17 protein-coding genes are annotated in these 19,730 nt (G+C 59.1%); 11 read left to right on the top strand and 6 right to left on the bottom strand.

Features of this window, described 5'->3' with window-relative positions:
• Positions 1-103: 103 nt before the first annotated feature.
• Positions 104-826, bottom strand: coding sequence for a tellurite resistance TerB family protein (locus tag AC3IUE_RS05740; RefSeq protein WP_489266095.1), 723 nt, complete (start codon positions 824-826; stop codon positions 104-106).
• 186 nt (positions 827-1,012) lie between these two features.
• Between AC3IUE_RS05740 and AC3IUE_RS05735 the strand changes: the two genes are divergently transcribed.
• The 8 genes from AC3IUE_RS05735 to AC3IUE_RS05700 all read left to right on the top strand — a co-directional run bounded on the left by AC3IUE_RS05735 (position 1,013) and on the right by AC3IUE_RS05700 (position 10,978).
• On the top strand, positions 1,013-1,927 hold the full coding sequence (locus AC3IUE_RS05735) for a LysR family transcriptional regulator (RefSeq protein WP_046048338.1): 915 nt from the start codon (positions 1,013-1,015) through the stop codon (positions 1,925-1,927).
• Positions 1,928-2,027: 100 nt separating this feature from the next.
• The gene (locus tag AC3IUE_RS05730) at positions 2,028-3,515 is read left to right on the top strand and encodes a gamma-aminobutyraldehyde dehydrogenase (RefSeq protein WP_489266092.1); all 1,488 of its coding nucleotides are present in this window, start codon (positions 2,028-2,030) and stop codon (positions 3,513-3,515) included.
• A gap of 82 nt (positions 3,516-3,597) precedes the next feature.
• Entirely contained in the window at positions 3,598-4,749 is a 1,152-nt protein-coding gene (gene ydcS, locus AC3IUE_RS05725; RefSeq protein ID WP_461997134.1) for a putative ABC transporter substrate-binding protein YdcS, read from the top strand.
• 120 nt (positions 4,750-4,869) lie between these two features.
• Positions 4,870-5,907, top strand: coding sequence for an ABC transporter ATP-binding protein (locus AC3IUE_RS05720; protein WP_489266090.1), 1,038 nt, complete (start codon positions 4,870-4,872; stop codon positions 5,905-5,907).
• Position 5,908: 1 nt separating this feature from the next.
• Complete coding sequence (locus AC3IUE_RS05715) at positions 5,909-6,856, top strand: ABC transporter permease (protein ID WP_489266088.1); 948 nt, start codon at positions 5,909-5,911, stop codon at positions 6,854-6,856.
• A complete protein-coding gene (locus AC3IUE_RS05710) occupies positions 6,846-7,688 on the top strand; it encodes an ABC transporter permease (RefSeq protein WP_056744954.1) in 843 nt (280 codons plus the stop codon). Before AC3IUE_RS05715 ends, AC3IUE_RS05710 begins: the two co-directional genes overlap by 11 nt.
• Before the next feature lie 139 nt (positions 7,689-7,827).
• Positions 7,828-9,252, top strand: coding sequence for a gamma-aminobutyraldehyde dehydrogenase (locus AC3IUE_RS05705; RefSeq protein WP_489266085.1), 1,425 nt, complete (start codon positions 7,828-7,830; stop codon positions 9,250-9,252).
• A gap of 241 nt (positions 9,253-9,493) precedes the next feature.
• Positions 9,494-10,978 carry an APC family permease gene (locus AC3IUE_RS05700; protein ID WP_489266083.1) on the top strand — a complete coding sequence of 495 codons (1,485 nt, stop codon included), beginning with the start codon at positions 9,494-9,496 and terminating at the stop codon, positions 10,976-10,978.
• Here AC3IUE_RS05700 and AC3IUE_RS05695 read toward each other — a convergent pair.
• On the bottom strand, positions 10,968-12,308 hold the full coding sequence (locus AC3IUE_RS05695) for an AAA family ATPase (protein ID WP_489266081.1): 1,341 nt from the start codon (positions 12,306-12,308) through the stop codon (positions 10,968-10,970). The genes AC3IUE_RS05700 and AC3IUE_RS05695 overlap by 11 nt on opposite strands.
• A 439-nt stretch (positions 12,309-12,747) precedes the next feature.
• Here AC3IUE_RS05695 and AC3IUE_RS05690 point away from each other — a divergent pair, with 439 nt between their 5' ends.
• Both AC3IUE_RS05690 and AC3IUE_RS05685 read left to right on the top strand, forming a co-directional pair.
• Positions 12,748-13,260 carry a BRO-N domain-containing protein gene (locus AC3IUE_RS05690; RefSeq protein WP_489266079.1) on the top strand — a complete coding sequence of 171 codons (513 nt, stop codon included), beginning with the start codon at positions 12,748-12,750 and terminating at the stop codon, positions 13,258-13,260.
• Between the two features lie 96 nt (positions 13,261-13,356).
• Positions 13,357-13,560, top strand: a complete 204-nt coding sequence (locus tag AC3IUE_RS05685) for a hypothetical protein (RefSeq protein ID WP_461997127.1) — start codon at positions 13,357-13,359, stop codon at positions 13,558-13,560.
• 10 nt (positions 13,561-13,570) lie between these two features.
• On the opposite strand, the gene AC3IUE_RS05680 is transcribed toward AC3IUE_RS05685, so the two are convergent.
• Positions 13,571-13,756: a hypothetical protein gene (locus AC3IUE_RS05680; protein ID WP_008151642.1), complete on the bottom strand. Its 186-nt coding sequence runs from the start codon at positions 13,754-13,756 to the stop codon at positions 13,571-13,573.
• A gap of 392 nt (positions 13,757-14,148) precedes the next feature.
• Between AC3IUE_RS05680 and AC3IUE_RS05675 the strand changes: the two genes are divergently transcribed.
• The gene (locus AC3IUE_RS05675; RefSeq protein WP_489266076.1) at positions 14,149-15,774 is read left to right on the top strand and encodes a glucan biosynthesis protein D; all 1,626 of its coding nucleotides are present in this window, start codon (positions 14,149-14,151) and stop codon (positions 15,772-15,774) included.
• 205 nt (positions 15,775-15,979) lie between these two features.
• Here AC3IUE_RS05675 and AC3IUE_RS05670 read toward each other — a convergent pair whose 3' ends face one another.
• From AC3IUE_RS05670 to AC3IUE_RS05660, 3 genes are all read right to left on the bottom strand, one after another.
• Positions 15,980-17,086 (bottom strand): NADH:flavin oxidoreductase/NADH oxidase, encoded by a 1,107-nt coding sequence (locus tag AC3IUE_RS05670; protein WP_046048186.1) that lies wholly within the window; start codon positions 17,084-17,086, stop codon positions 15,980-15,982.
• A gap of 199 nt (positions 17,087-17,285) precedes the next feature.
• Positions 17,286-18,995, bottom strand: a complete 1,710-nt coding sequence (recJ, locus tag AC3IUE_RS05665) for a single-stranded-DNA-specific exonuclease RecJ (RefSeq protein WP_489266074.1) — start codon at positions 18,993-18,995, stop codon at positions 17,286-17,288.
• A gap of 66 nt (positions 18,996-19,061) precedes the next feature.
• On the bottom strand, positions 19,062-19,604 hold the full coding sequence (locus tag AC3IUE_RS05660) for a YaeQ family protein (protein ID WP_007897614.1): 543 nt from the start codon (positions 19,602-19,604) through the stop codon (positions 19,062-19,064).
• Positions 19,605-19,730 lie beyond the last annotated feature (126 nt).

Here is a 19,730-nt window from a genome sequence, read left to right as displayed (position 1 = left end):
TGGATCGGAAGAAACGTGCCGTGGATTGTCATTGGGGGATGTGATGTGACTGAAGACGCCATCGAGGGCAAGCAAGGCTTGCCCTCGATGGCGATTTTAAATTTTACATAGAAGCCTGACGCACCTGCTTCTCCAACTCAGCCTTCAACCCCGGCTCAAGCTTGAGCTGCCGCGCCAGTTCATCGAGGTAGGACTTCTCCATGAAGCTCTCCTCATCCACCAGCATCACGCTGGCGATGTACATCTCGGCGGCCATTTCCGGCGTGCTGGCAGCGCGGGCGACGTCGGCCGGGGCCAGCGGTTTGTTGAGTTCGGCGTGCAGCCAGTGCTGCAATTCCTGGTCGTTATCGAGCTTGGTGAATTCACCTTCAATCAGCGCACGTTCACGTTCATCGACATGCCCATCAGCTTTAGCGGCGGCCACTAGCGCTTTGAGAATCGCCTGACTGTGCTGTTCAACTTGCGCCGCCGGTAAGCGGTCGATGGTTTGCGGTTCAGTCTTCGGCGCGGTGCCCTGCTGGGCCTGCCAGTTGCCATACGCCTTGTAGGCAATCACGCCCAACGCAGCCAGGCCGCCATAAGTCAGGACCTTGCCGCCGACACTGCGCCCTTTCTTGCTGCCCAGCAGCAAACCCATGGCACCCGCTGCCAACGCCCCGCCGCCTGCGCCCGAAAGCAAACTGCCGAGGCCGCCCGAACCACCGCTGCCGCCGAGCAATCCGCCCAGGCCACCGCCAGAGGCCTTGTTTTGTGAGCCGCCGGCCTTGTTCTGCAACATGTCCTGACCGGACTTGAGTAGCTGATCGAGCAATCCACGCGTGTTCATTTGCCGCCTCCAAAAAGGGGTTAACCGGATCAATAAGGTCACCAGCCTAGATCGAAAGTGCCCGGCATTCGGGGGCGAGAGTGCTTCGAGATGTTGCGCAGCGCCGTTCAGCCGAGCACGGCCCTTCAGAAAAATGGATATACACTCAAGCAAATCTATAAAAACCGCCCACCGGGTACTTTCTCCATGATGACCTTGCGTCAGATCCGTCACTTCATCGCCGTGGCCGAGACCGGCTCAATCTCCGCCGCCGCGCAAACCGCGTTCATTTCTCAGTCCACCCTGACCCTGGCGATCCAGCAACTGGAGCAGGAAATCGGCGTCGGCCTGTTCAACCGTCACGCCAAAGGCATGACACTGACCCACCAGGGCCACCAATTCCTGCGCCAGGCGCACCTGATTCTGGCAACGGTGGACAACGCCAAACGCAGCCTGCAACAGAGCACCGATCAGGTCGCCGGGCAGTTGATCATCGGCGTGACCAGCCTGGTGGCCGGTTATTACCTCGCCGATCTACTCACCCGTTTCCAGCGCGCCTACCCCAATGTCGAGATCCGGGTGATGGAGGACGAGCGCCCTTACATCGAGCATTTGCTGGTCAGCGGTGAGATCGATGTCGGGGTGTTGATCCTCTCCAACCTAGAAGACCGTCACGCCTTGCAGACCGAAGTGCTGACCCACTCGCCCCATCGGTTATGGCTGCCGGCCCAGCATCCGCTGCTGGAACACGACAGCATCAACCTCGCCGATGTAGCCCGCGAACCGTTGATTCAGCTGAACGTCGATGAAATGGACCGCAATGCGCAACGCATGTGGGCGGCGGCTTCGTTGCAACCGCGCATCACCTTAAGAACGGCCTCGACCGAAGCGGTGCGAAGCCTGGTGGCCGCGGGGTTGGGCGTGTCGATCCAGCCCGACATGACCTATCGCCCGTGGTCACTGGAGGGCGACATCATCGAAGCGCGGCCGATAGCGGACTTGAGCCAGACCCTCGACGTCGGCCTGGCCTGGCGTCGCGGCACCGCGCGCCCAGCGCTGGTGGACCCGTTCCTGACCGTCGCCCGCGAGCAACCCCACGGCGGACGCAAGCCATCTATTTAATCGAACGCCACCTTCAGTATTTAGTATTTGTCGACCTCGGGTGCGGCGCCTAGTCTTGGTACATCTATAAGACGGCCGCGCCCCAGTCACAGGGAGCAGCATGGCCACACAAGAAAAGAGAACCCGAAAAATGGCTGGCGCGCAGACCCCGTTGTTCACCGCATTGTTGATCGATGGCGAATTGGTCGCGGGCCAGGGGTTTGTCGAAACGATCCTCAACCCGGCCACCGGGGAAGTGCTGACCCACATCGCCGAAGCCAGTACCGAGCAAGTCGAAGCCGCGATCCTCGCCGCCCACCGCGCCTTTGTCGGTTGGTCGCGGACCACGCCGCAACAACGCTCGAACAAGCTGTTGGACATCGCCAACGCCATCGAAAAACAAGCTGACCTCCTCGCCCGCCTCGAATCCCTGAACTGCGGCAAGCCGTTGCACCTGGCGCGTCAGGATGACTTGAGCGCCACGGTCGATGTGTTCCGCTTCTTTGCTGGCGCCGTGCGTTGTCAGACAGGTCAGCTCAGTGGCGAATACCTGCCGGGTTACACCAGCATGGTCCGCCGCGATCCGATTGGCGTGGTCGCCTCGATTGCACCGTGGAACTACCCGATCATGATGGCCGCATGGAAAATCGCCCCGGCCCTGGCCGCCGGCAACACGCTGGTGTTCAAGCCGTCCGAACACACGCCGCTGTCGATTCTGGCCCTGGCGCCAGCGCTGGCCGAAATCCTGCCGCGCGGTGTGATCAACATCATTTGCGGTGGCGGTGAAGGCGTCGGCAGCCACTTGGTCAGTCATCCTAAAGTGCGCATGGTGTCGTTGACCGGCGATATCGTCACCGGACAAAAAATCCTCCAGGCCGCAGCAAAAACCCTCAAACGCACTCACCTCGAACTCGGCGGCAAAGCCCCGGTGATCGTTTGCAACGATGCCGACATTCAAGCCGTGGTCGAAGGCGTGCGTACTTACGGCTATTACAACGCCGGCCAGGATTGCACCGCGGCCTGTCGAATTTATGCACAGGCCGGGATTCATGACCGATTGGTGGCCGAACTCGGTGCGGCGGTCAGCAGTTTGCGCTTCGCCGGCAAACGTGACGCCGACAACGAGATCGGCCCGCTGATCAGCACCCGCCAACGCGACCGCGTGGCCAGTTTCGTCGAGCGCGCCCTCGGCCAGCCGCACATCGAGCGGGTAACCGGCGCGGCGGTGCATTCCGGCGCCGGCTTCTATTACCAGCCGACGTTGCTGGCCGGTTGCAAGCAGACCGATGAGATCGTCCAGCGCGAAGTGTTCGGGCCGGTGGTCACCGTGACCCGTTTCGATCAGCTCGAACAAGCCGTGGACTGGGCCAACGACTCGGAATACGGCCTCGCCTCCTCGGTCTGGACCCAGAACCTGGACAAGGCGATGCAGGTCGCGGCGCGCTTGCAGTACGGCTGCACCTGGATCAACAGCCATTTCATGCTGGTCAGCGAAATGCCCCACGGCGGCCTGAAACGTTCGGGCTACGGCAAGGACTTATCCAGCGATTCGCTTCAGGACTACAGCGTGGTGCGGCACATCATGGCCCGCCACGGACAGCATCTCTGACTACGCTTATAACAAGCCGCTAACGGCATGCTTCACCACGTTCAAAACTGCCCCGACCATAATTAAAGAAGAGGGAAACCCCATGTTCGTGCACAAGACCGCACTGCTCAGTGCTATCACCACCGCGCTGCTGGCCAGTGCCAGTATCCAGGCCGCCGAACCGCTGAAAGCCGTCGGTGCCGGCGAAGGTCAGCTGGATATTGTGGCCTGGCCTGGCTACATCGAACGTGGCGAAAGCGACAAGGCCTACGACTGGGTCACCGGCTTCGAAAAGGAAACCGGCTGCAAGGTCAACGTCAAGACAGCCGCCACTTCCGATGAGATGGTCAGCCTGATGTCCAAGGGTGGTTACGACCTGGTGACTGCATCCGGCGATGCCTCCCTGCGGTTGATCGCCGGCAAGCGTGTGCAGCCGATCAACACGGCGTTGATCCCGAACTGGAAGAACATTGACCCTCGCCTCAAGGATGGCCCGTGGTACGTCGTCAATAAGCAAACCTACGGCACCCCGTACCAATGGGGCCCGAACGTGTTGATGTACAACACCAATATCTTCAAAACAGCGCCGGACAGCTGGAGTGTGGTGTTCGAAGAGCAAACCCTGCCGGACGGCAAGTCCAACAAGGGTCGGGTCCAGGCCTACGACGGCCCGATCTACATCGCCGATGCGGCGCTTTATCTCAAATCGAAACAGCCGGAACTGGGCATCAAAGACCCGTACCAGCTCAACGAAGCCCAATACAAAGCGGCGCTGGAGCTGCTTCGCAAGCAACAGCCCTTGATCCACCGCTACTGGCATGACGCAACGGTCCAGATGAGTGACGTCAAAAACGAAGGCGTCGCGGCGTCCAGCACGTGGGGTTACATGGTCAACGGCCTGGTGGCGGACAAGCAGCCGGTTGCCTCGGTCATTCCAAAAGAAGGTGCAACGGGTTGGGCCGACACCACCATGCTCCACGCCGAAGCCAAGCACCCGAACTGCGCCTACAAGTGGATGGACTGGTCGCTGCAACCGAAAGTCCAGGGTGACCTGGCGGCATGGTTCGGTTCGTTGCCTTCGGTTCCGGCCGGGTGCAAGGAGAGCGAGTTGCTCGGCGCCGAAGGTTGCAAAACCAACGGTTACGACCAATTCGACAACCTGGCCTTCTGGAAAACCCCGCAGGCTGAAGGCGGCAAGTTTGTGCCGTACAGCCGCTGGACCCAGGACTACATCGCGATCATGGGTGGTCGTTAAGCCCTCTTCGCGAGCAGGCTCGCTCCCACATTCGACCGCATTCCCCTGTGGGAGCGACGGTGCGGCGATCCGACCTGCTCGCGATGCTTTTTAAGATTTAGATTTTTGGAGCACCGCACCATGACGCTTGCAGTCCAGTTCACCAACGTTTCCCGTCAGTTCGGCGAAGTGAAGGCCGTTGACCGGGTTTCCATCGATATCCAGGACGGCGAGTTCTTTTCCATGCTGGGCCCTTCCGGCTCGGGCAAAACCACCTGTCTGCGCCTGATCGCCGGTTTCGAACAACCGAGTGCGGGCTCTATCCGTATTCATGGCGAAGAAGCCGCTGGCCTGCCGCCATATCAGCGTGACGTGAACACCGTGTTCCAGGATTACGCGCTGTTCCCGCACATGAACGTACTCGACAACGTCGCCTACGGTTTGAAGGTCAAAGGCGTCGGCAAGTCCGAACGCCAGAAACGCGCCGAAGAAGCCCTCGACATGGTCGCCCTTGGCGGTTACGGCGAGCGTAAACCGGTGCAACTCTCCGGCGGTCAACGCCAGCGTGTGGCCCTGGCCCGCGCCCTGGTCAATCGTCCGCGCGTGCTGCTGCTCGATGAACCGTTGGGCGCGCTCGACTTGAAGCTGCGCGAGCAAATGCAGGGTGAGCTGAAGAAGCTGCAACGCCAGCTCGGCATCACCTTCATCTTCGTCACCCACGACCAGACCGAAGCGCTGTCGATGTCGGATCGCGTGGCGGTGTTCAACAAGGGGCGCATCGAACAGGTCGACACTCCGCGCAACCTCTACATGAAACCGGCTACAACCTTTGTCGCGGAATTCGTCGGCACTTCCAACGTGATTCGCGGCGATCTGGCGAAACAATTGAGCGGCAATCCACAGCCGTTTTCGATTCGCCCGGAACACGTGCGTTTCGCCGAAGGGCCGCTGGCCAGCCATGAAATCGAAGTCAGTGGTTTGCTCCACGACATTCAGTACCAGGGCAGTGCCACGCGCTATGAACTGAAACTGGAAAACGGCCAGACCCTGAACATCAGCCAGGCCAACGTCCAGTGGCTGGACGTCAGCGCGCAACATCAGACCGGACAACGCATCAGCGCACGCTGGGCACGAGAAGCGATGATCCCGCTGCACGACAACGCTGTCGGTGGGGTGTGAGATGAACAGCGTGGCTCTCCCTCAAACCCCGGCCGGCGGCTCGCCATTGCGCAGATTTTCCAACCTGCTGTATCGCCGGCCGAACTTTTACCTGTCACTGCTGCTGGTGCCGCCGCTGCTGTGGTTTGGCGCGATCTACCTCGGTTCGCTGCTGGTTCTGCTGTGGCAAGGCTTCTACACCTTCGATGACTTCACCATGGCGGTCACGCCCGACCTGACCCTGGCGAACTTCGCTGCCCTGTTCCAGCCGTCGAACTTCGACATCATCCTGCGCACCTTGAGCATGGCCATCGTCGTGTCGATCGCCAGCGCCATCGTCGCGTTCCCGATCGCCTACTACATGGCGCGCTACACCACCGGCAAAACCAAGGCGTTTTTCTACATCGCGGTGATGATGCCGATGTGGGCCAGTTACATCGTCAAGGCGTATGCCTGGACCTTGCTGCTGGCCAAGGGCGGCGTGGCGCAGTGGTTCGTTCAACACCTGGGGCTTGAGCCGGTTTTGCAGTTCATTCTGGGCATTCCGGGCGTCGGCGGCAGCACCTTGTCGACCTCGCACCTGGGGCGCTTCATGGTGTTCGTCTACATCTGGCTGCCGTTCATGATCCTGCCGATCCAGGCCTCGCTGGAACGTCTGCCGCCGTCCTTGCTGCAAGCTTCGGCCGACCTCGGTGCCAAGCCACGCCAGACCTTCATGCAAGTGACTTTGCCGCTGTCGATTCCAGGCATCGCGGCCGGTTCGATCTTCACCTTTTCACTGACTCTGGGCGACTTCATCGTGCCGCAACTGGTTGGCCCGCCAGGCTACTTCGTCGGCAGCATGGTGTACGCCCAGCAAGGCGCGATCGGCAACATGCCGATGGCCGCGGCCTTCACGTTGGTTCCGATTGTGTTGATCGCCATTTACCTGACTATCGTGAAACGACTGGGGGCCTTCGATGCGCTCTGATGCGAAAAAACAAACACCAGAAACGCACGGCGAGAAAGCCTCGCTCGGCCTGCGCATCGCCGCCTGGGGCGGGTTGGTGTTTTTGCACTTTCCGATCCTGATCATCTTCCTGTACGCCTTCAACACCGAAGACGCAGCGTTCAGTTTTCCGCCCAAGGGCTTCACCTTGAAGTGGATCGGCGTGGCGTTCTCGCGGCCGGACGTGCTGGAAGCAATCAAGCTGTCGCTGCAGATTGCCTCGGTCGCAACGTTGATTGCACTGGTCCTCGGCACCCTTGCATCGGCGGCGTTGTACCGCCGGGATTTCTTCGGCAAGCAAGGCATCTCGCTGATGCTGATCCTGCCGATTGCCTTGCCGGGGATCATCACCGGGATCGCGTTGCTGGCGACCTTCAAGACGCTGGGGATCGAGCCGGGAATGTTTACCATCATCGTCGGCCACGCGACCTTCTGTGTGGTGATCGTCTACAACAACGTCATCGCCCGCTTGCGTCGCACTTCGCACAGTTTGATCGAGGCTTCAATGGACCTCGGCGCCGACGGCTGGCAGACCTTTCGCTACATCGTCCTGCCGAACCTCGGTTCGGCGTTGCTGGCCGGCGGCATGCTGGCGTTCGCGCTGTCGTTCGACGAGATCATCGTCACGACCTTCACCGCCGGCCATGAACGCACCCTGCCGCTGTGGCTGCTCAACCAGCTCAGCCGCCCACGGGACGTGCCGGTAACCAACGTCGTCGCGATGCTGGTGATGATGGTGACCATGCTGCCGATCCTCGGCGCCTATTACCTGACCCGTGGCGGCGAAAGCGTTGCGGGCAGTGGCGGGAAATAACTGACACCGCATTTACCACTGTGGAAATCGGCTTTTTGTGGGAGCGAGCTTGCTCGCGATGGCGTCTTTGAAGACGCCAAAAGCATCGCGAGCAAGCTCGCTCCCACAGGGTTTAAACAACTTCAAAGAGGACAAAGCCATGCAAACCAAACTCTTGATCAATGGCCAACTGATCGACGGCGAAGGCCCCGCCCAACCGGTGTTCAACCCGGCCCTCGGTCGTGTGTTGGTGGAAATCAACGAAGCCAGCGAAGCCCAGGTCGATGCCGCCGTGCGTGCCGCCGACAGCGCCTTTGAAGGCTGGTCGCAAACCACGCCGAAAGAGCGTTCGCTGCTACTGCTCAAGCTCGCCGACGTCATCGAAGCCCACGGCGAAGAGCTGGCCAAACTGGAGTCGGACAACTGCGGTAAACCTTACAGCGCTGCACTGAACGACGAGATCCCGGCGATTGCCGACGTGTTCCGTTTTTTCGCCGGCGCCAGCCGTTGCATGAGCGGTTCGGCGGGCGGTGATTACCTGCACGGCCACACCTCGATGATCCGCCGCGACCCGGTCGGCGTGATCGCCTCCATCGCACCGTGGAACTACCCGCTGATGATGGTCGCCTGGAAAATCGCTCCAGCCCTCGCGGCGGGTAATACCGTAGTGCTCAAGCCGTCGGAACAAACCCCGCTGACCGCGCTGCGTCTGGCGGAACTGGCGTCGGACATTTTCCCGGCCGGTGTGCTTAACCTGGTGTTCGGTCGTGGGCCTACGGTCGGTAGCCCGCTGGTCACACACCCGAAAGTGCGCATGGTCTCGTTGACCGGCTCGATTGCTACCGGTTCGAACATCATTTCCAGCACCGCCGACAGCGTCAAACGCATGCACATGGAACTGGGCGGCAAGGCCCCGGTGATCATCTTCGACGACGCCGACATCGATGCAGCCGTGGAAGGCATTCGCACCTTCGGTTTCTACAACGCCGGCCAGGACTGCACCGCCGCCTGCCGCATCTACGCGCAGGAAGGCATCTACGACAAATTCGTCGAGAAGCTCGGCGAAGCGGTCAGCAGCATCAAGTACGGTTTGCAGGACGATCCGTCGACCGAGCTCGGCCCGTTGATCACCGCGCAACATCGCGACCGTGTGGCCGGGTTTGTCGAGCGTGCTGTGGCGCAGCCGCATATCCGATTGATCACCGGCGGCAAGGCTGTTGAAGGCAATGGCTTCTTCTTCGAACCGACGGTGTTGGCCGACGCGCAACAGGACGACGAAATCGTCCGTCGTGAAGTGTTCGGGCCGGTAGTGTCGGTGACCAAATTCGCCGATGAAGCACAGGTGCTGGGTTGGGCCAACGATTCGAACTACGGCCTGGCGTCGTCGGTCTGGACCTCGGACGTCGGTCGTGCGCATCGCTTGTCCGCACGCTTGCAGTACGGCTGCACCTGGGTGAATACGCACTTCATGCTGGTCAGCGAAATGCCCCACGGCGGTCAGAAACTGTCCGGTTATGGCAAGGACATGTCCATGTACGGGCTGGAGGACTACACCGTCGTTCGGCATGTGATGTTCAAGCATTAAAAAAGCTTCGCGAGCAGGTCGGATCGCCGCACCGTCACTCCCACAGGGGAATACATTTCAAATGTGGGAGCGAGCCTGCTCGCGAAGGTGTCACCCCGATCTCAAGGATGATCTCGGCAACACGCACCACAGGTTCCACCCCAAAGAAGCCAAAACAATAACCACCGATCCGGGCAGCGCCGTCATGGCCCTGTCACGGTTTCGGACATCCGAAATCTGCCGATTTTCCGGAGCTAACACCATGGATACAACACCCGAACTCGCTGTACCCGTCGCGGACAGCGACGCCGAGCAGCTACGCAAACTGGGCTACACCTCGAACTTCAATCGCAGCATGAGCCTGTGGGAAAACTTCGCCCTGGGCTTCACTTATCTCTCTCCGGTCGTAGGGGTTTATACCCTGTTCGGCCTGTGCCTCGCCGCCGGTGGGCCACCGATGTTCTGGGCCTATTTGCTGGTCGGTTGCGGCCAGTTGCTGGTGTGCCTGATCTTCGGTGAAGTGGTCTCGCAGTTCCCGATTTCCGGCGGCGTGTACCCGTGGGCTCGCCGCTTGGTGGGCAAGCGCTGGGCGTGGATGGTCGGCTGGATCTACTCCATCGCCCTGTGCGTCACCATCGCCGCCGTTGCGGTGGGCGCCGGTCCGTACCTGGCCGCCATGATGGGCTTTGAACCGAGCAACAACACCAACATCGTCATCGCACTGTTCCTGACCTTGTTCGCTACCCTGGTCAACCTCAGCGGCACCAAAGTGCTGGCACGGATCGCCATGTTCGGCTTCCTCTGCGAACTGGTCGGTGCGGTGATCGTCGGCGTTTACCTGCTGATCTTCGAACGTCATCAATCGATCAGTGTGTTGTTCAATACCTTCGATATCAGCGTTGATGGCTCCTACCTCCCGGCGTTCCTCACCGCCTCGCTGGCGGGGATGTTCCTGTACTACGGCTTCGAGGCCTGCGGCGATGTGGCCGAAGAAACCCCGAACCCGAGCAAGCAGATCCCGGTGGCCATGCGCATGACCATCTACATCGGCGGCATCGCAGCGATGTTCGCCTGCCTGGCGCTGATCCTCGCCGTGCCAGACATGCAAGCGGTGATCAACGGCACCGACAAGGACCCGGTCACCACCATCCTCAACAACGCCTTCGGCCCGGTCGGTTCGAAAGTGGTGATGGGCGTAGTGATGATTTCCTTCATCTCCTGCGTCATCAGTCTGCAAGCCGCGGCGAGTCGTCTGCTGTATTCCTACGCTCGGGATGAAATGGTCATCGGCAGCTCACTGCTGAAGAAGATTTCCCCTACGACTCAGGTTCCGGTTGCTGCACTGTTCGTGTCCGGCGTCCTGCCGGCACTGATCATTGTGCTGGGCTTCTTCCTGCAGGATGCCGTGGCAACCATCGTCAGCTTCGCGGCCATCGGCATCTACCTGGCGTTCCAGATGATCGTGCTCGCCGCTTTGTATGCGCGCATGAAAGGCTGGAAACCAAGCGGCAAATTCACCCTCGGCGCCTGGGGCTGGGCAGTGAACATCGGCGCGCTGGTGTACGGCGTCGGCGCGATCATCAACATGGCCTGGCCGCGCACGCCGGATGCGGCGTGGTACATCAACTATGCGATGGTGTTGAGTACTGCGATCGTGATTGGGTTGGGGCTGGTTTATATGTGGCTTGCCAGGCCGTATGACCATGGGACTGCGCCTGCAGGGGATGCTTGGAAGGTTAGTCGATAAGGGTAATTACCCTGCCCGCAGTGATGCGGGCAGGGTTCATGGTGTTAGTACAAACACTCGTTTCGAACGCGCCAAGATCACCCCGCCTTATCAGTGGCAACCCGCGATAACGGCCTTCAAAGTAACGCTTCTCGACATCCTCCCCTTCCCGTCCTTCAAAGTCGTAAACAGAAAAAAGGCAGGTTGCACCGTTAGCGTCTCTTTCGGTGATCCAGAACTGATCGCGTCGAAGCGCTTTGGCGTTCATTAGATGAGTGTCGTGAGTGGTAAAGATCAGTTGAGTATCCAGCCCACTGTCCAGGTGCTTCTCAATCAAGTCCGCGACTATTGAGGGATGAAGGCTGCTGTCCAACTCATCGACAGAAAGTATCCCGCTACCATCGGCGTGATTGATCATGAACCAGGGCAGCCAGAACCCAATCAGGTTTTTCGTACCGTCGGACTCCTCGGAAAAATCAAACTCCGCACTGCCTAAAAGACTCGTATGCGTCAGGGTTACTTTGTCTTTTTGGGCTGCTGCGAAGAACTCTTTCAGTGTGAGTTTTTTGGTGCGTTGAACAGACTCTGCGTCTTCAGTGTTGAGCCGGATCGCTGACACCGGGATATCCACTTCCTTTAGAAAGTCTCGTAAATCATGTGTGTAATCCGATGCCATCCGAAGAAATCTGATGGACGCTGCTGACAGCCCCATCATGTTGTTCTGCTCAATAACGAGTAGACCGGTTTGAAACCAGCTAAACGGCCCCCGCAACTGAGTCAACTCTTCGCTACTGTTCGCAACCGCCTGCGAAATAAACAACATCTTGGGGCTCGTCAGACGCTGCCAAGCGTTGTGCACGTCTTTACCACCCTCAAGGCTTGAGCCAAAAACATATTGCTCCCCCTCATCAACAAAACGACGCGAATACAACAGCGTTTCCTTACCTTTGGGATAGGAAACCAATTGTTCCTCGATAATCCGCTGCGCCGTCATGCGCAGAACAAACCGATATCGGACCCCCCGTTGGATGAAGTTGTACTCAAAAGAGCTGGGTTCATTTTGAAGTTGCGGGTCAAAACGAAATGGCGAGACCGGTAGCGGTTCATCATTTGATGTAGGTATCGAAGCAAGCAAACTCCCCATGATCCCCATTGCCCGGATAAGCGAAGATTTACCGGATGCGTTCGGTCCGTAAATCGCCGCCACCTTCAATAAATCAGGCAGTTTTTCCCCATTTACGATGGGTGTGAACACGTTGCGCTTTTTGCTCAAGCGCGGCGTCGCAGCCATGGACAGGGTTTGTTTGTCACGGAAGGAGCGATAATTGGAAACTGAAAATTCGATCAACATGTAGCAAACCTGCAGTTCGTTCCTGAATGCGGGAAAAACTATAGGAAAAACCACGACTGTGACGCTGCTTGACTGCACCTCATGCAAAAACAGGCAATTCCTACAGATCGAACCTTCCAGAAAAGACACTGATTCCTACAACACGCGGCGCCAGAGTAGACTTGGCACCGCGAGCGCCTTGCAGATAGGCTTCAACCCGTTGCTGCAACATCAGCAACCCGGGGTCGAAGCCGGAATATCATCAACATGGCGCATCCGCGTCCCCATATGAACTGGGGCATTTTTGCCTTTCAGCTTCGCTTTATGGTGGGCCGTGTGGCGCGGGCCTCTCGGCTTCCGTGTTGATCGAGAATGTTCCGACTTCGAACGCCACATGGTCCGCCACCCAAATCTGTCGAAGGATTAGTGGCGGCTCCTTTTTCAACATGGAGTCGAAAAAATGCTTACGCACACACCAAATCCGTCTGAAATCCATCCGCATTTCACCCCTACCGTCTTCACCCGCCACAACCGTTTCCTCCACGCCTTCATGCAAGACAACCAAGCCTGGTTCTGCGTCCAGGACCTCGGTCGCTTGATGGGCCACCCAATGGATCAACGCCTCACCCTGAAACTCGATCCCGATCAGCGTCGATACGTCTGGTTGCTCAAGAACGGCAAAACGGTTGAATCACTGATGGTCAGCGAATCAGGGATGTATGCCCTTTTGGTGCACCATTTCGTGCCGGAAAACCGAAACCTGCGCCAGTGGCTGAGCAATGAAGTCATACCTACGCTGCGTGAGTCGAAAGCAACATCTGTGGATAACATTCCAAGCCTGAGTTCATTGCAGTGGGCAGGCATCTCGGTGCCGCTGCTGCACTGGCGGCATCAGGCCTGGATCAAGTGGCGGGATATGCCTGATCTGATGCAGGCACAGCGGCCGTTCACGATCGTAGGCACTTGCAGTTGAAGGTAGAGTGAAAAAATGAAAAAGGGGCAGACTTCACAGTCCGCCCCTTTGGTTTGAATACACCTGTTCAATCTCCCGTAAGAGCAATCCGCAGCCATGAGCAAACCGCGCATCACCCGCCAAAGCGTCACTGAAGTGATTCCAAGTGATAGCGCCTTTTCAGAAAAGTATCTGCAACAAACCATCGAGCTAAAAAACATCGCGGCTCGCCGCCAAGCAATCCAAGAAGGCATCATCGACGCCGATGCTGGCAAGCTGACCTGCCTGGCCACCGTAAAAGCCAAATGGCTTTCACGGTAACCATCCTCGGTCAAAACCGCGAAACACTCCTCATCGCATCCACCAGATACCGCATCGCAATCTGGTCGCTTTCCGACAGCTCCCGATAGCGCTCCAACAACTTCATCTCGTCCGAACTGACCCGACGCCTTCGGCGCACAGTGGTCAAGCAAGGAAGGATTCCCAGCAACTGGGTGATGCCTTGTACTTTCGTCATGGACGATGTCCTTCTATAAGCCCGAGAAAACTTCAAAAACCGCATCGCCCTCTCCTTTTTGTCAGTCGCCGGCCTGAAGGGCAGAAACCGGTCATGACCACAGAATAGAAACTATCCGGGCGCTGAAAAGCGGTTTTTAGAGTAATTAGTCAAAAAAAGCAGAAATGCCCTATAAATCAGAAAGTACTGTCGGAAAACTTAACCGACATTTCTTGTTTCATTGCCACGAAGCCAAAGTGCTACCCATCATTTTTTCTACACAACCGAACGGTTTAAGCTATTTGTTATCTGTTTAATGTCCGTTGCGTTTGGCCGAAGGCATGTCCGAACCTTTATTTTTGATCCAGCACGTGCCAGGAACGGCGCGGGATTGTTCACGACAGGTTGAACTTATGCACCGCAGGAATTTGCTCAAAGCATCCATGGCCATCGCTGCCTATACCGGATTATCAGCCACCGGCCTGCTGGCTTCGCGGGCCTGGGCCGGTACCGGCGCGGCGGATGGCGAGGCTCAGGCATTCGACTTCGAGGCGCTGAAGATTCAGGCCAAGCAGCTCGCCGGCAATCGCTATCAGGACACCAAGCAGGTGTTGCCGCCGACCTTGGCGAACATGACGCCGCTAGATTTCAACGCGATCCGCTACGACGGCAACCATTCGCTGTGGAATGACCTCAACGGTCAGCTGGATGTGCAGTTCTTCCACGTGGGCATGGGTTTCAAGCAACCGGTGCGCATGTACAGCGTCGACCCCAAGACGCGTCAGGCGCGGGAGGTGCATTTCCGCCCGTCCCTGTTCAACTATGAAAAAACCACGGTCGACACTAAACAGCTTACGGGCGACCTGGGGTTTTCCGGGTTCAAGCTGTTCAAGGCCCCGGAGCTGGACCGGCACGACATGTTGTCCTTCCTTGGCGCCAGCTATTTCCGTGCGGTCGATGCCTCGGGCCAGTACGGTCTGTCGGCACGCGGCCTGGCGATCGATACCTATGCCAAGAAGCGTGAAGAATTCCCGGACTTCACCAAGTTCTGGTTCGAGACCCCGGACAAGGACAGCACCCGCTTCGTGGTCTACGCCCTGCTGGATTCACCGAGCGCCACCGGCGCTTACCGTTTCGACATCGACTGTCAGGCCAGCCAGGTCGTCATGGGCATCGATGCCCACATCAATGCGCGCACCGCCATCGAACAACTGGGCATCGCGCCGATGACCAGCATGTTCAGCTGCGGCACCCATGAACGGCGCATGTGCGACACGATTCACCCGCAAATCCACGACTCGGATCGCCTGGCCATGTGGCGTGGCAACGGCGAGTGGATCTGCCGCCCGCTGAACAACCCGGCCACCCTGCAATTCAATGCCTTTGCCGACACCGATCCGAAAGGTTTCGGCCTGGTGCAGACCGATCACGAGTTCGACAGCTATCAAGACACCGTCGACTGGTACAGCAAGCGTCCGAGCCTGTGGGTAGAACCTACGACCGCGTGGGGCGAAGGCTCTATCGATCTGTTGGAAATTCCTACAACCGGCGAAACCCTGGATAACATCGTCGCGTTCTGGACCCCGAAGAAACCGGTCGCGGCCGGCGACTCACTGAACTACGGCTACAAGCTGTACTGGAGCGCACTGCCACCGGTCGGCACGCCGTTGGCGCGGGTCAACGCTACTCGTTCGGGCATGGGCGGCTTCATCGAAGGCTGGGCGCCGGGCGAACACTACCCAGAGGTTTGGGCTCGACGGTTTGCCGTGGACTTCACGGGTGGCGGTCTGGACCGCTTGCCTGAAGGCGCGGGGATCGAGCCGGTGGTCACGTGCTCGAATGGGCAAGTGAAGGATTTCAACGTGCTGGTGCTGGACGACATCAAGGGTTACCGCATTACCTTTGACTGGTACCCGACCAATGACAGCGTGGCGCCGGTGGAGCTGCGGTTGTTCATTCGCACCAATGACCGGACGTTGAGTGAAACCTGGTTGTACCAGTACTTCCCGCCTGCACCGGATAAGCGCAAATACACCTGACAGTAAGACAGCGTCTGGGCGGGCCTCATCGCGAGCAAGCTCGCTCCCACATTGGATCTCCATGAGACACAGGTTTTGTGTGCACCTCAGATCACCTGTGGGAGCGAGCTTGCTCGCGATGACGGCAGCACAAGCGCTGAATATCCATCAGACAAACAAAAGCCCCGGTCAACTCGACCGGGGCTTTTTGGTTTTACAGCATCACTCAGTCACGCAAATCCGACTCATGAATCGGCTGTTCACGATGGGTGGCCCGCTGATACTGCGCCGGCCAGATGGCCTTGCGTCCCCCCAGGTCATCATCGGCATGCAGCGGCCAGTACGGATCACGCAGCAGCTCACGGGCGAGAAAGATGATGTCGGCCTGGCAGGTGCGCAGAATGTGCTCGGCCTGCGCCGGCTCGGTGATCATTCCTACCGTGCCGGTGGCAATGCCTGACTCTTTGCGCACACGTTCAGCGAAGCGGGTCTGATACCCGGGACCTGTAGGAATCTCGGCGTTGGCCGCCGTACCGCCCGACGAGACGTCAATCAGGTCCACGCCCAACGCGTGGAGGCGTCGTGCCAGCTCGACGGTTTCATCGGGGTTCCAGCCGTCTTCCACCCAATCGGTGGCCGACACCCGCACGAACAGCGGTAGCTCTTCAGGCCACACCGCACGCACCGCTTCAGTGACTTGCAGCACCAGCCGGATGCGATTCTCGAACGAACCACCATATTGATCGCGCCGCTGATTGCTCAGGGGCGAAAGAAACTGATGCAACAGATAACCGTGGGCGGCGTGTATTTCCACCACTTTGAAACCGGCGGTCAGTGCTCGCTGGGCCGAAGCGACAAAGGCCTGAATGACCTCAGCGATCTCGCTTTCATCAAGCGGCTTGGGATGTGTGTGCTGCGGGTCGAAAGCAATCGACGAGGGGCCCACCGGGATCCAGCCACCGTCTTCGGGTTTGACGCTGCCATGTTTGCCGATCCACGGCCGATGGGTGCTGGCCTTGCGCCCGGCGTGAGCCAACTGAATGCCGGCCACAGCGCCTTGAGCCGCAATGAAGCGCGTGATGCGTTGCAACGGTTCGATCTGTTCATCGTTCCACAGGCCGAGGTCCTCGGCGGTGATGCGCCCGTCGGCCGTGACCGCCGTGGCTTCGGTAAACACCAGGCCGGCTCCGCCGACAGCGCGGCTGCCGAGGTGGACCAGGTGCCAGTCATTGGCCAGTCCATCAACGCTGGAGTACTGGCACATCGGCGACACCGCAATGCGGTTGAGCAGGGTCAATTGGCGAAGGGTATAGGGTTCAAGCAGCAGACTCATGGGGCACCTCTCGAATCAGTGGGCAGGCTCCAGGGTTCTGTTTGAAAAGTCGACGAGTGACAGGAAAAAGGTGCAGCACCCGCCCCCGCGGGCAAAAAATTCGACAAGACGTCACAAGGATAATCAAGCAGTGCTTAGAGACTAGTCGACATCGCGGGATGAGGGAGGGTTCAGATGGATTGGGTGCCAGAAGATCGCTTCAACGCGGTTCGATGTGGGCAATCATCAACTGCACCGTCTCGTTGCCACGAAACTCGTTGAGGTCGAGTTTATAGGCCAATTCCACCCACTTGATGGTCGGATTCGGCCAGATGTCGCGGTCGATTCCGAAGGCAATGCCATCCAGCTTCACCGAGCCACATTCAGTCTTCAGTACCACTTTGAGGTGCCGCTCGCCGACCACCCGCTGCTCGACCAGCTGGAACACACCGTGGAACAGCGGCTCCGGGAAGTGCTGCCCCCAAGGACCGGCATGGCGCAGGGCGCGGGCCAGTTCCAGGTGGAACTCCTCGACCGCCAGCGTGCCGTCCGACAGCAATCGCCCGGTCAGGTCCTCTTCGCGCATTTGCCTACGCACTTCCGCATCAAAGGCTTCGGCGAACAACGGAAAATTCGCTTCCGGTAGCGTCAGGCCGGCGGCCATCGCATGGCCGCCGTATTTACTGATCAGGTTCGGATGCTGCGCCGCCACCACGCTCAACGCGTCGCGAATATGAAACCCCTGAACCGAACGCCCCGAGCCCTTGAGCAAGCCATCGCCGGCATCGGCAAAGGCAATAGTCGGACGGAAATAGCGTTCTTTCATACGCGATGCGAGGATTCCGATGACACCCTGGTGCCACTCGGGATCGAACAGGCACAAGCCGAACGGCATCGACTCGACCGGCAAATCCTTCAGTTGAGCCAGCGCTTCACGCTGCATGCCCTGCTCGATGGATTTGCGGTCCTGGTTCATGCCGTCGAGTTGAGCGGCCATTTCACGCGCCAGCCCAGCATCTTCGGTGAGCAGGCATTCGATGCCCAGGCTCATGTCATCCAGACGCCCCGCCGCGTTCAGACGCGGGCCAACAATGAAACCCAGGTCGGTAGACGTGATGCGTGTGTGGTCACGTTTGGCGACTTCGAGGATCGCCTTGATCCCCGGCCGAGCACGCCCGGCGCGAATCCGCTCCAGACCTTGGTGCACCAGAATCCGGTTGTTGGCATCCAGCGGTACCACGTCGGCGACGCTGCCCAGCGCCACCAAGTCCAGCAACTCGCCGATGTTCGGCTGCGGCTTGCTCTCGTACCAGCCGAGGCTGCGCAAACGCGCACGCAGGGCCATCAGCACATAGAAAATCACCCCGACGCCGGCCAGCGCCTTGCTCGGAAACTCGCAACCTGGCTGGTTGGGATTGACGATGGCATCGGCCAATGGCAACTCGTCACCGGGCAAGTGGTGGTCGGTGACCAGCACCTGGAGCCCGGCCTTTTTCGCCGCCGCCACGCCTTCAACGCTGGAGATACCGTTGTCCACAGTGATCAGCAACTGTGGTGTACGGGTCAGCGCCACTTCGACGATTTCCGGCGTCAGGCCGTAGCCGTACTCGAATCGGTTCGGCACCAAATAGTCGACGTGCGCCGCGCCCAGCAGGCGCAAGCCCAACATGCCCACCGTACTGGCCGTCGCGCCATCAGCGTCGAAGTCACCGACGATCAGAATCCGCTGACGCTGCTCCAGCGCCGTCACCAGCAAATCCACCGCGGCATCGATACCTTTGAGTTGCTGGTACGGAATCAACCGCGCCAGGCTCTTGTCCAGTTCAACCTCGGACAGCACGCCCCGCGCCGCGTACAGACGGGTCAACAGCGGCGGCAGATCACCGAGGAATGGCAGGGTGTCGGGCAACAGGCGAGGTTCGATGCGCATGGGGTGACAGGTGCTTCTCTTGAATACGTAGGATAAAAACGGGTAACGCGGACCAGCAGCGAATAATCAGCCGCGTTCGCCGCTCAGCCACTGCAGCTGGACTTCATGCTGACCACGGTCGTCGGTGACGAAAATCGTCCCTTCGCTGATCATCACGTCCCACTTGATAACGCGGGGCATGTCCTTGGCCAGGGTTTCCAGCACTTCCTGCGGAACAGCAGCGATGTGCACGTTTTTCAGGTTCTTGATCGCCGGGATCACTTTGGTCTCCCAGACGCGCAGGCTGCCGTAAGCCAGCAAGCTGGTGCGCTCGGTGCGACGCGAGCACCAGGTCAGGCGATCGGCGTCTGGCTGGCCGACTTCGATCCAGTGCAGGACACGGTCGTCCAAACTCTTTTCCCACAGGGCTGGTTCGTCCACGTCTGACAGACCGCGACCAAACGACAACTGCTCGTTGTACCAGAAGGCGTAGGCCAGCAGCCGCACGGTCATGCGCTCTTCGGTTTCCGAAGGGTGGCGGGCGATGGTCTGCTTCACGCTCTCGTACACGCTGCGATCGAGGTCGGTAAGGTTCAGTTCAAACTTGTAGGTCGTGGACGGCTGGGCCATGAACGGGCTTCTTGATACGGGGAAAGGCGGCAAGTCTAACCGATGCGGTAGGCAATCCACGAATTGAAGGCGATCAACCTTGGTCGTCTGACGTTCGGCTATGTTAAAACCCTGTATTCGCTCAAC

This window comes from Pseudomonas sp. GL_093, from assembly GCF_057837605.1.
Note: the sequence above shows the minus strand (reverse complement) of the source record. Positions and strands in the feature narration are given on the sequence as shown.

What these genes read in the sequence shown, in the direction of transcription:
- AC3IUE_RS05740 (WP_489266095.1), bottom strand. Translation starts at nt 826, where the DNA reads ATGAACACGCGTGGATTGCTCGATCAGCTACTCAAGTCCGGTCAGGAC.
- AC3IUE_RS05680 (WP_008151642.1), bottom strand. Translation starts at nt 13,756, where the DNA reads ATGACGAAAGTACAAGGCATCACCCAGTTGCTGGGAATCCTTCCTTGC.
- AC3IUE_RS05690 (WP_489266079.1), top strand. Translation starts at nt 12,748, where the DNA reads ATGCTTACGCACACACCAAATCCGTCTGAAATCCATCCGCATTTCACC.
- ydcS (WP_461997134.1), top strand. Translation starts at nt 3,598, where the DNA reads ATGTTCGTGCACAAGACCGCACTGCTCAGTGCTATCACCACCGCGCTG.
- AC3IUE_RS05710 (WP_056744954.1), top strand. Translation starts at nt 6,846, where the DNA reads ATGCGCTCTGATGCGAAAAAACAAACACCAGAAACGCACGGCGAGAAA.
- AC3IUE_RS05685 (WP_461997127.1), top strand. Translation starts at nt 13,357, where the DNA reads ATGAGCAAACCGCGCATCACCCGCCAAAGCGTCACTGAAGTGATTCCA.
- AC3IUE_RS05720 (WP_489266090.1), top strand. Translation starts at nt 4,870, where the DNA reads ATGACGCTTGCAGTCCAGTTCACCAACGTTTCCCGTCAGTTCGGCGAA.
- AC3IUE_RS05675 (WP_489266076.1), top strand. Translation starts at nt 14,149, where the DNA reads ATGCACCGCAGGAATTTGCTCAAAGCATCCATGGCCATCGCTGCCTAT.
- AC3IUE_RS05695 (WP_489266081.1), bottom strand. Translation starts at nt 12,308, where the DNA reads ATGTTGATCGAATTTTCAGTTTCCAATTATCGCTCCTTCCGTGACAAA.
- AC3IUE_RS05670 (WP_046048186.1), bottom strand. Translation starts at nt 17,086, where the DNA reads ATGAGTCTGCTGCTTGAACCCTATACCCTTCGCCAATTGACCCTGCTC.
- AC3IUE_RS05730 (WP_489266092.1), top strand. Translation starts at nt 2,028, where the DNA reads ATGGCCACACAAGAAAAGAGAACCCGAAAAATGGCTGGCGCGCAGACC.
- AC3IUE_RS05700 (WP_489266083.1), top strand. Translation starts at nt 9,494, where the DNA reads ATGGATACAACACCCGAACTCGCTGTACCCGTCGCGGACAGCGACGCC.
- AC3IUE_RS05705 (WP_489266085.1), top strand. Translation starts at nt 7,828, where the DNA reads ATGCAAACCAAACTCTTGATCAATGGCCAACTGATCGACGGCGAAGGC.
- AC3IUE_RS05735 (WP_046048338.1), top strand. Translation starts at nt 1,013, where the DNA reads ATGATGACCTTGCGTCAGATCCGTCACTTCATCGCCGTGGCCGAGACC.
- recJ (WP_489266074.1), bottom strand. Translation starts at nt 18,995, where the DNA reads ATGCGCATCGAACCTCGCCTGTTGCCCGACACCCTGCCATTCCTCGGT.
- AC3IUE_RS05715 (WP_489266088.1), top strand. Translation starts at nt 5,909, where the DNA reads ATGAACAGCGTGGCTCTCCCTCAAACCCCGGCCGGCGGCTCGCCATTG.
- AC3IUE_RS05660 (WP_007897614.1), bottom strand. Translation starts at nt 19,604, where the DNA reads ATGGCCCAGCCGTCCACGACCTACAAGTTTGAACTGAACCTTACCGAC.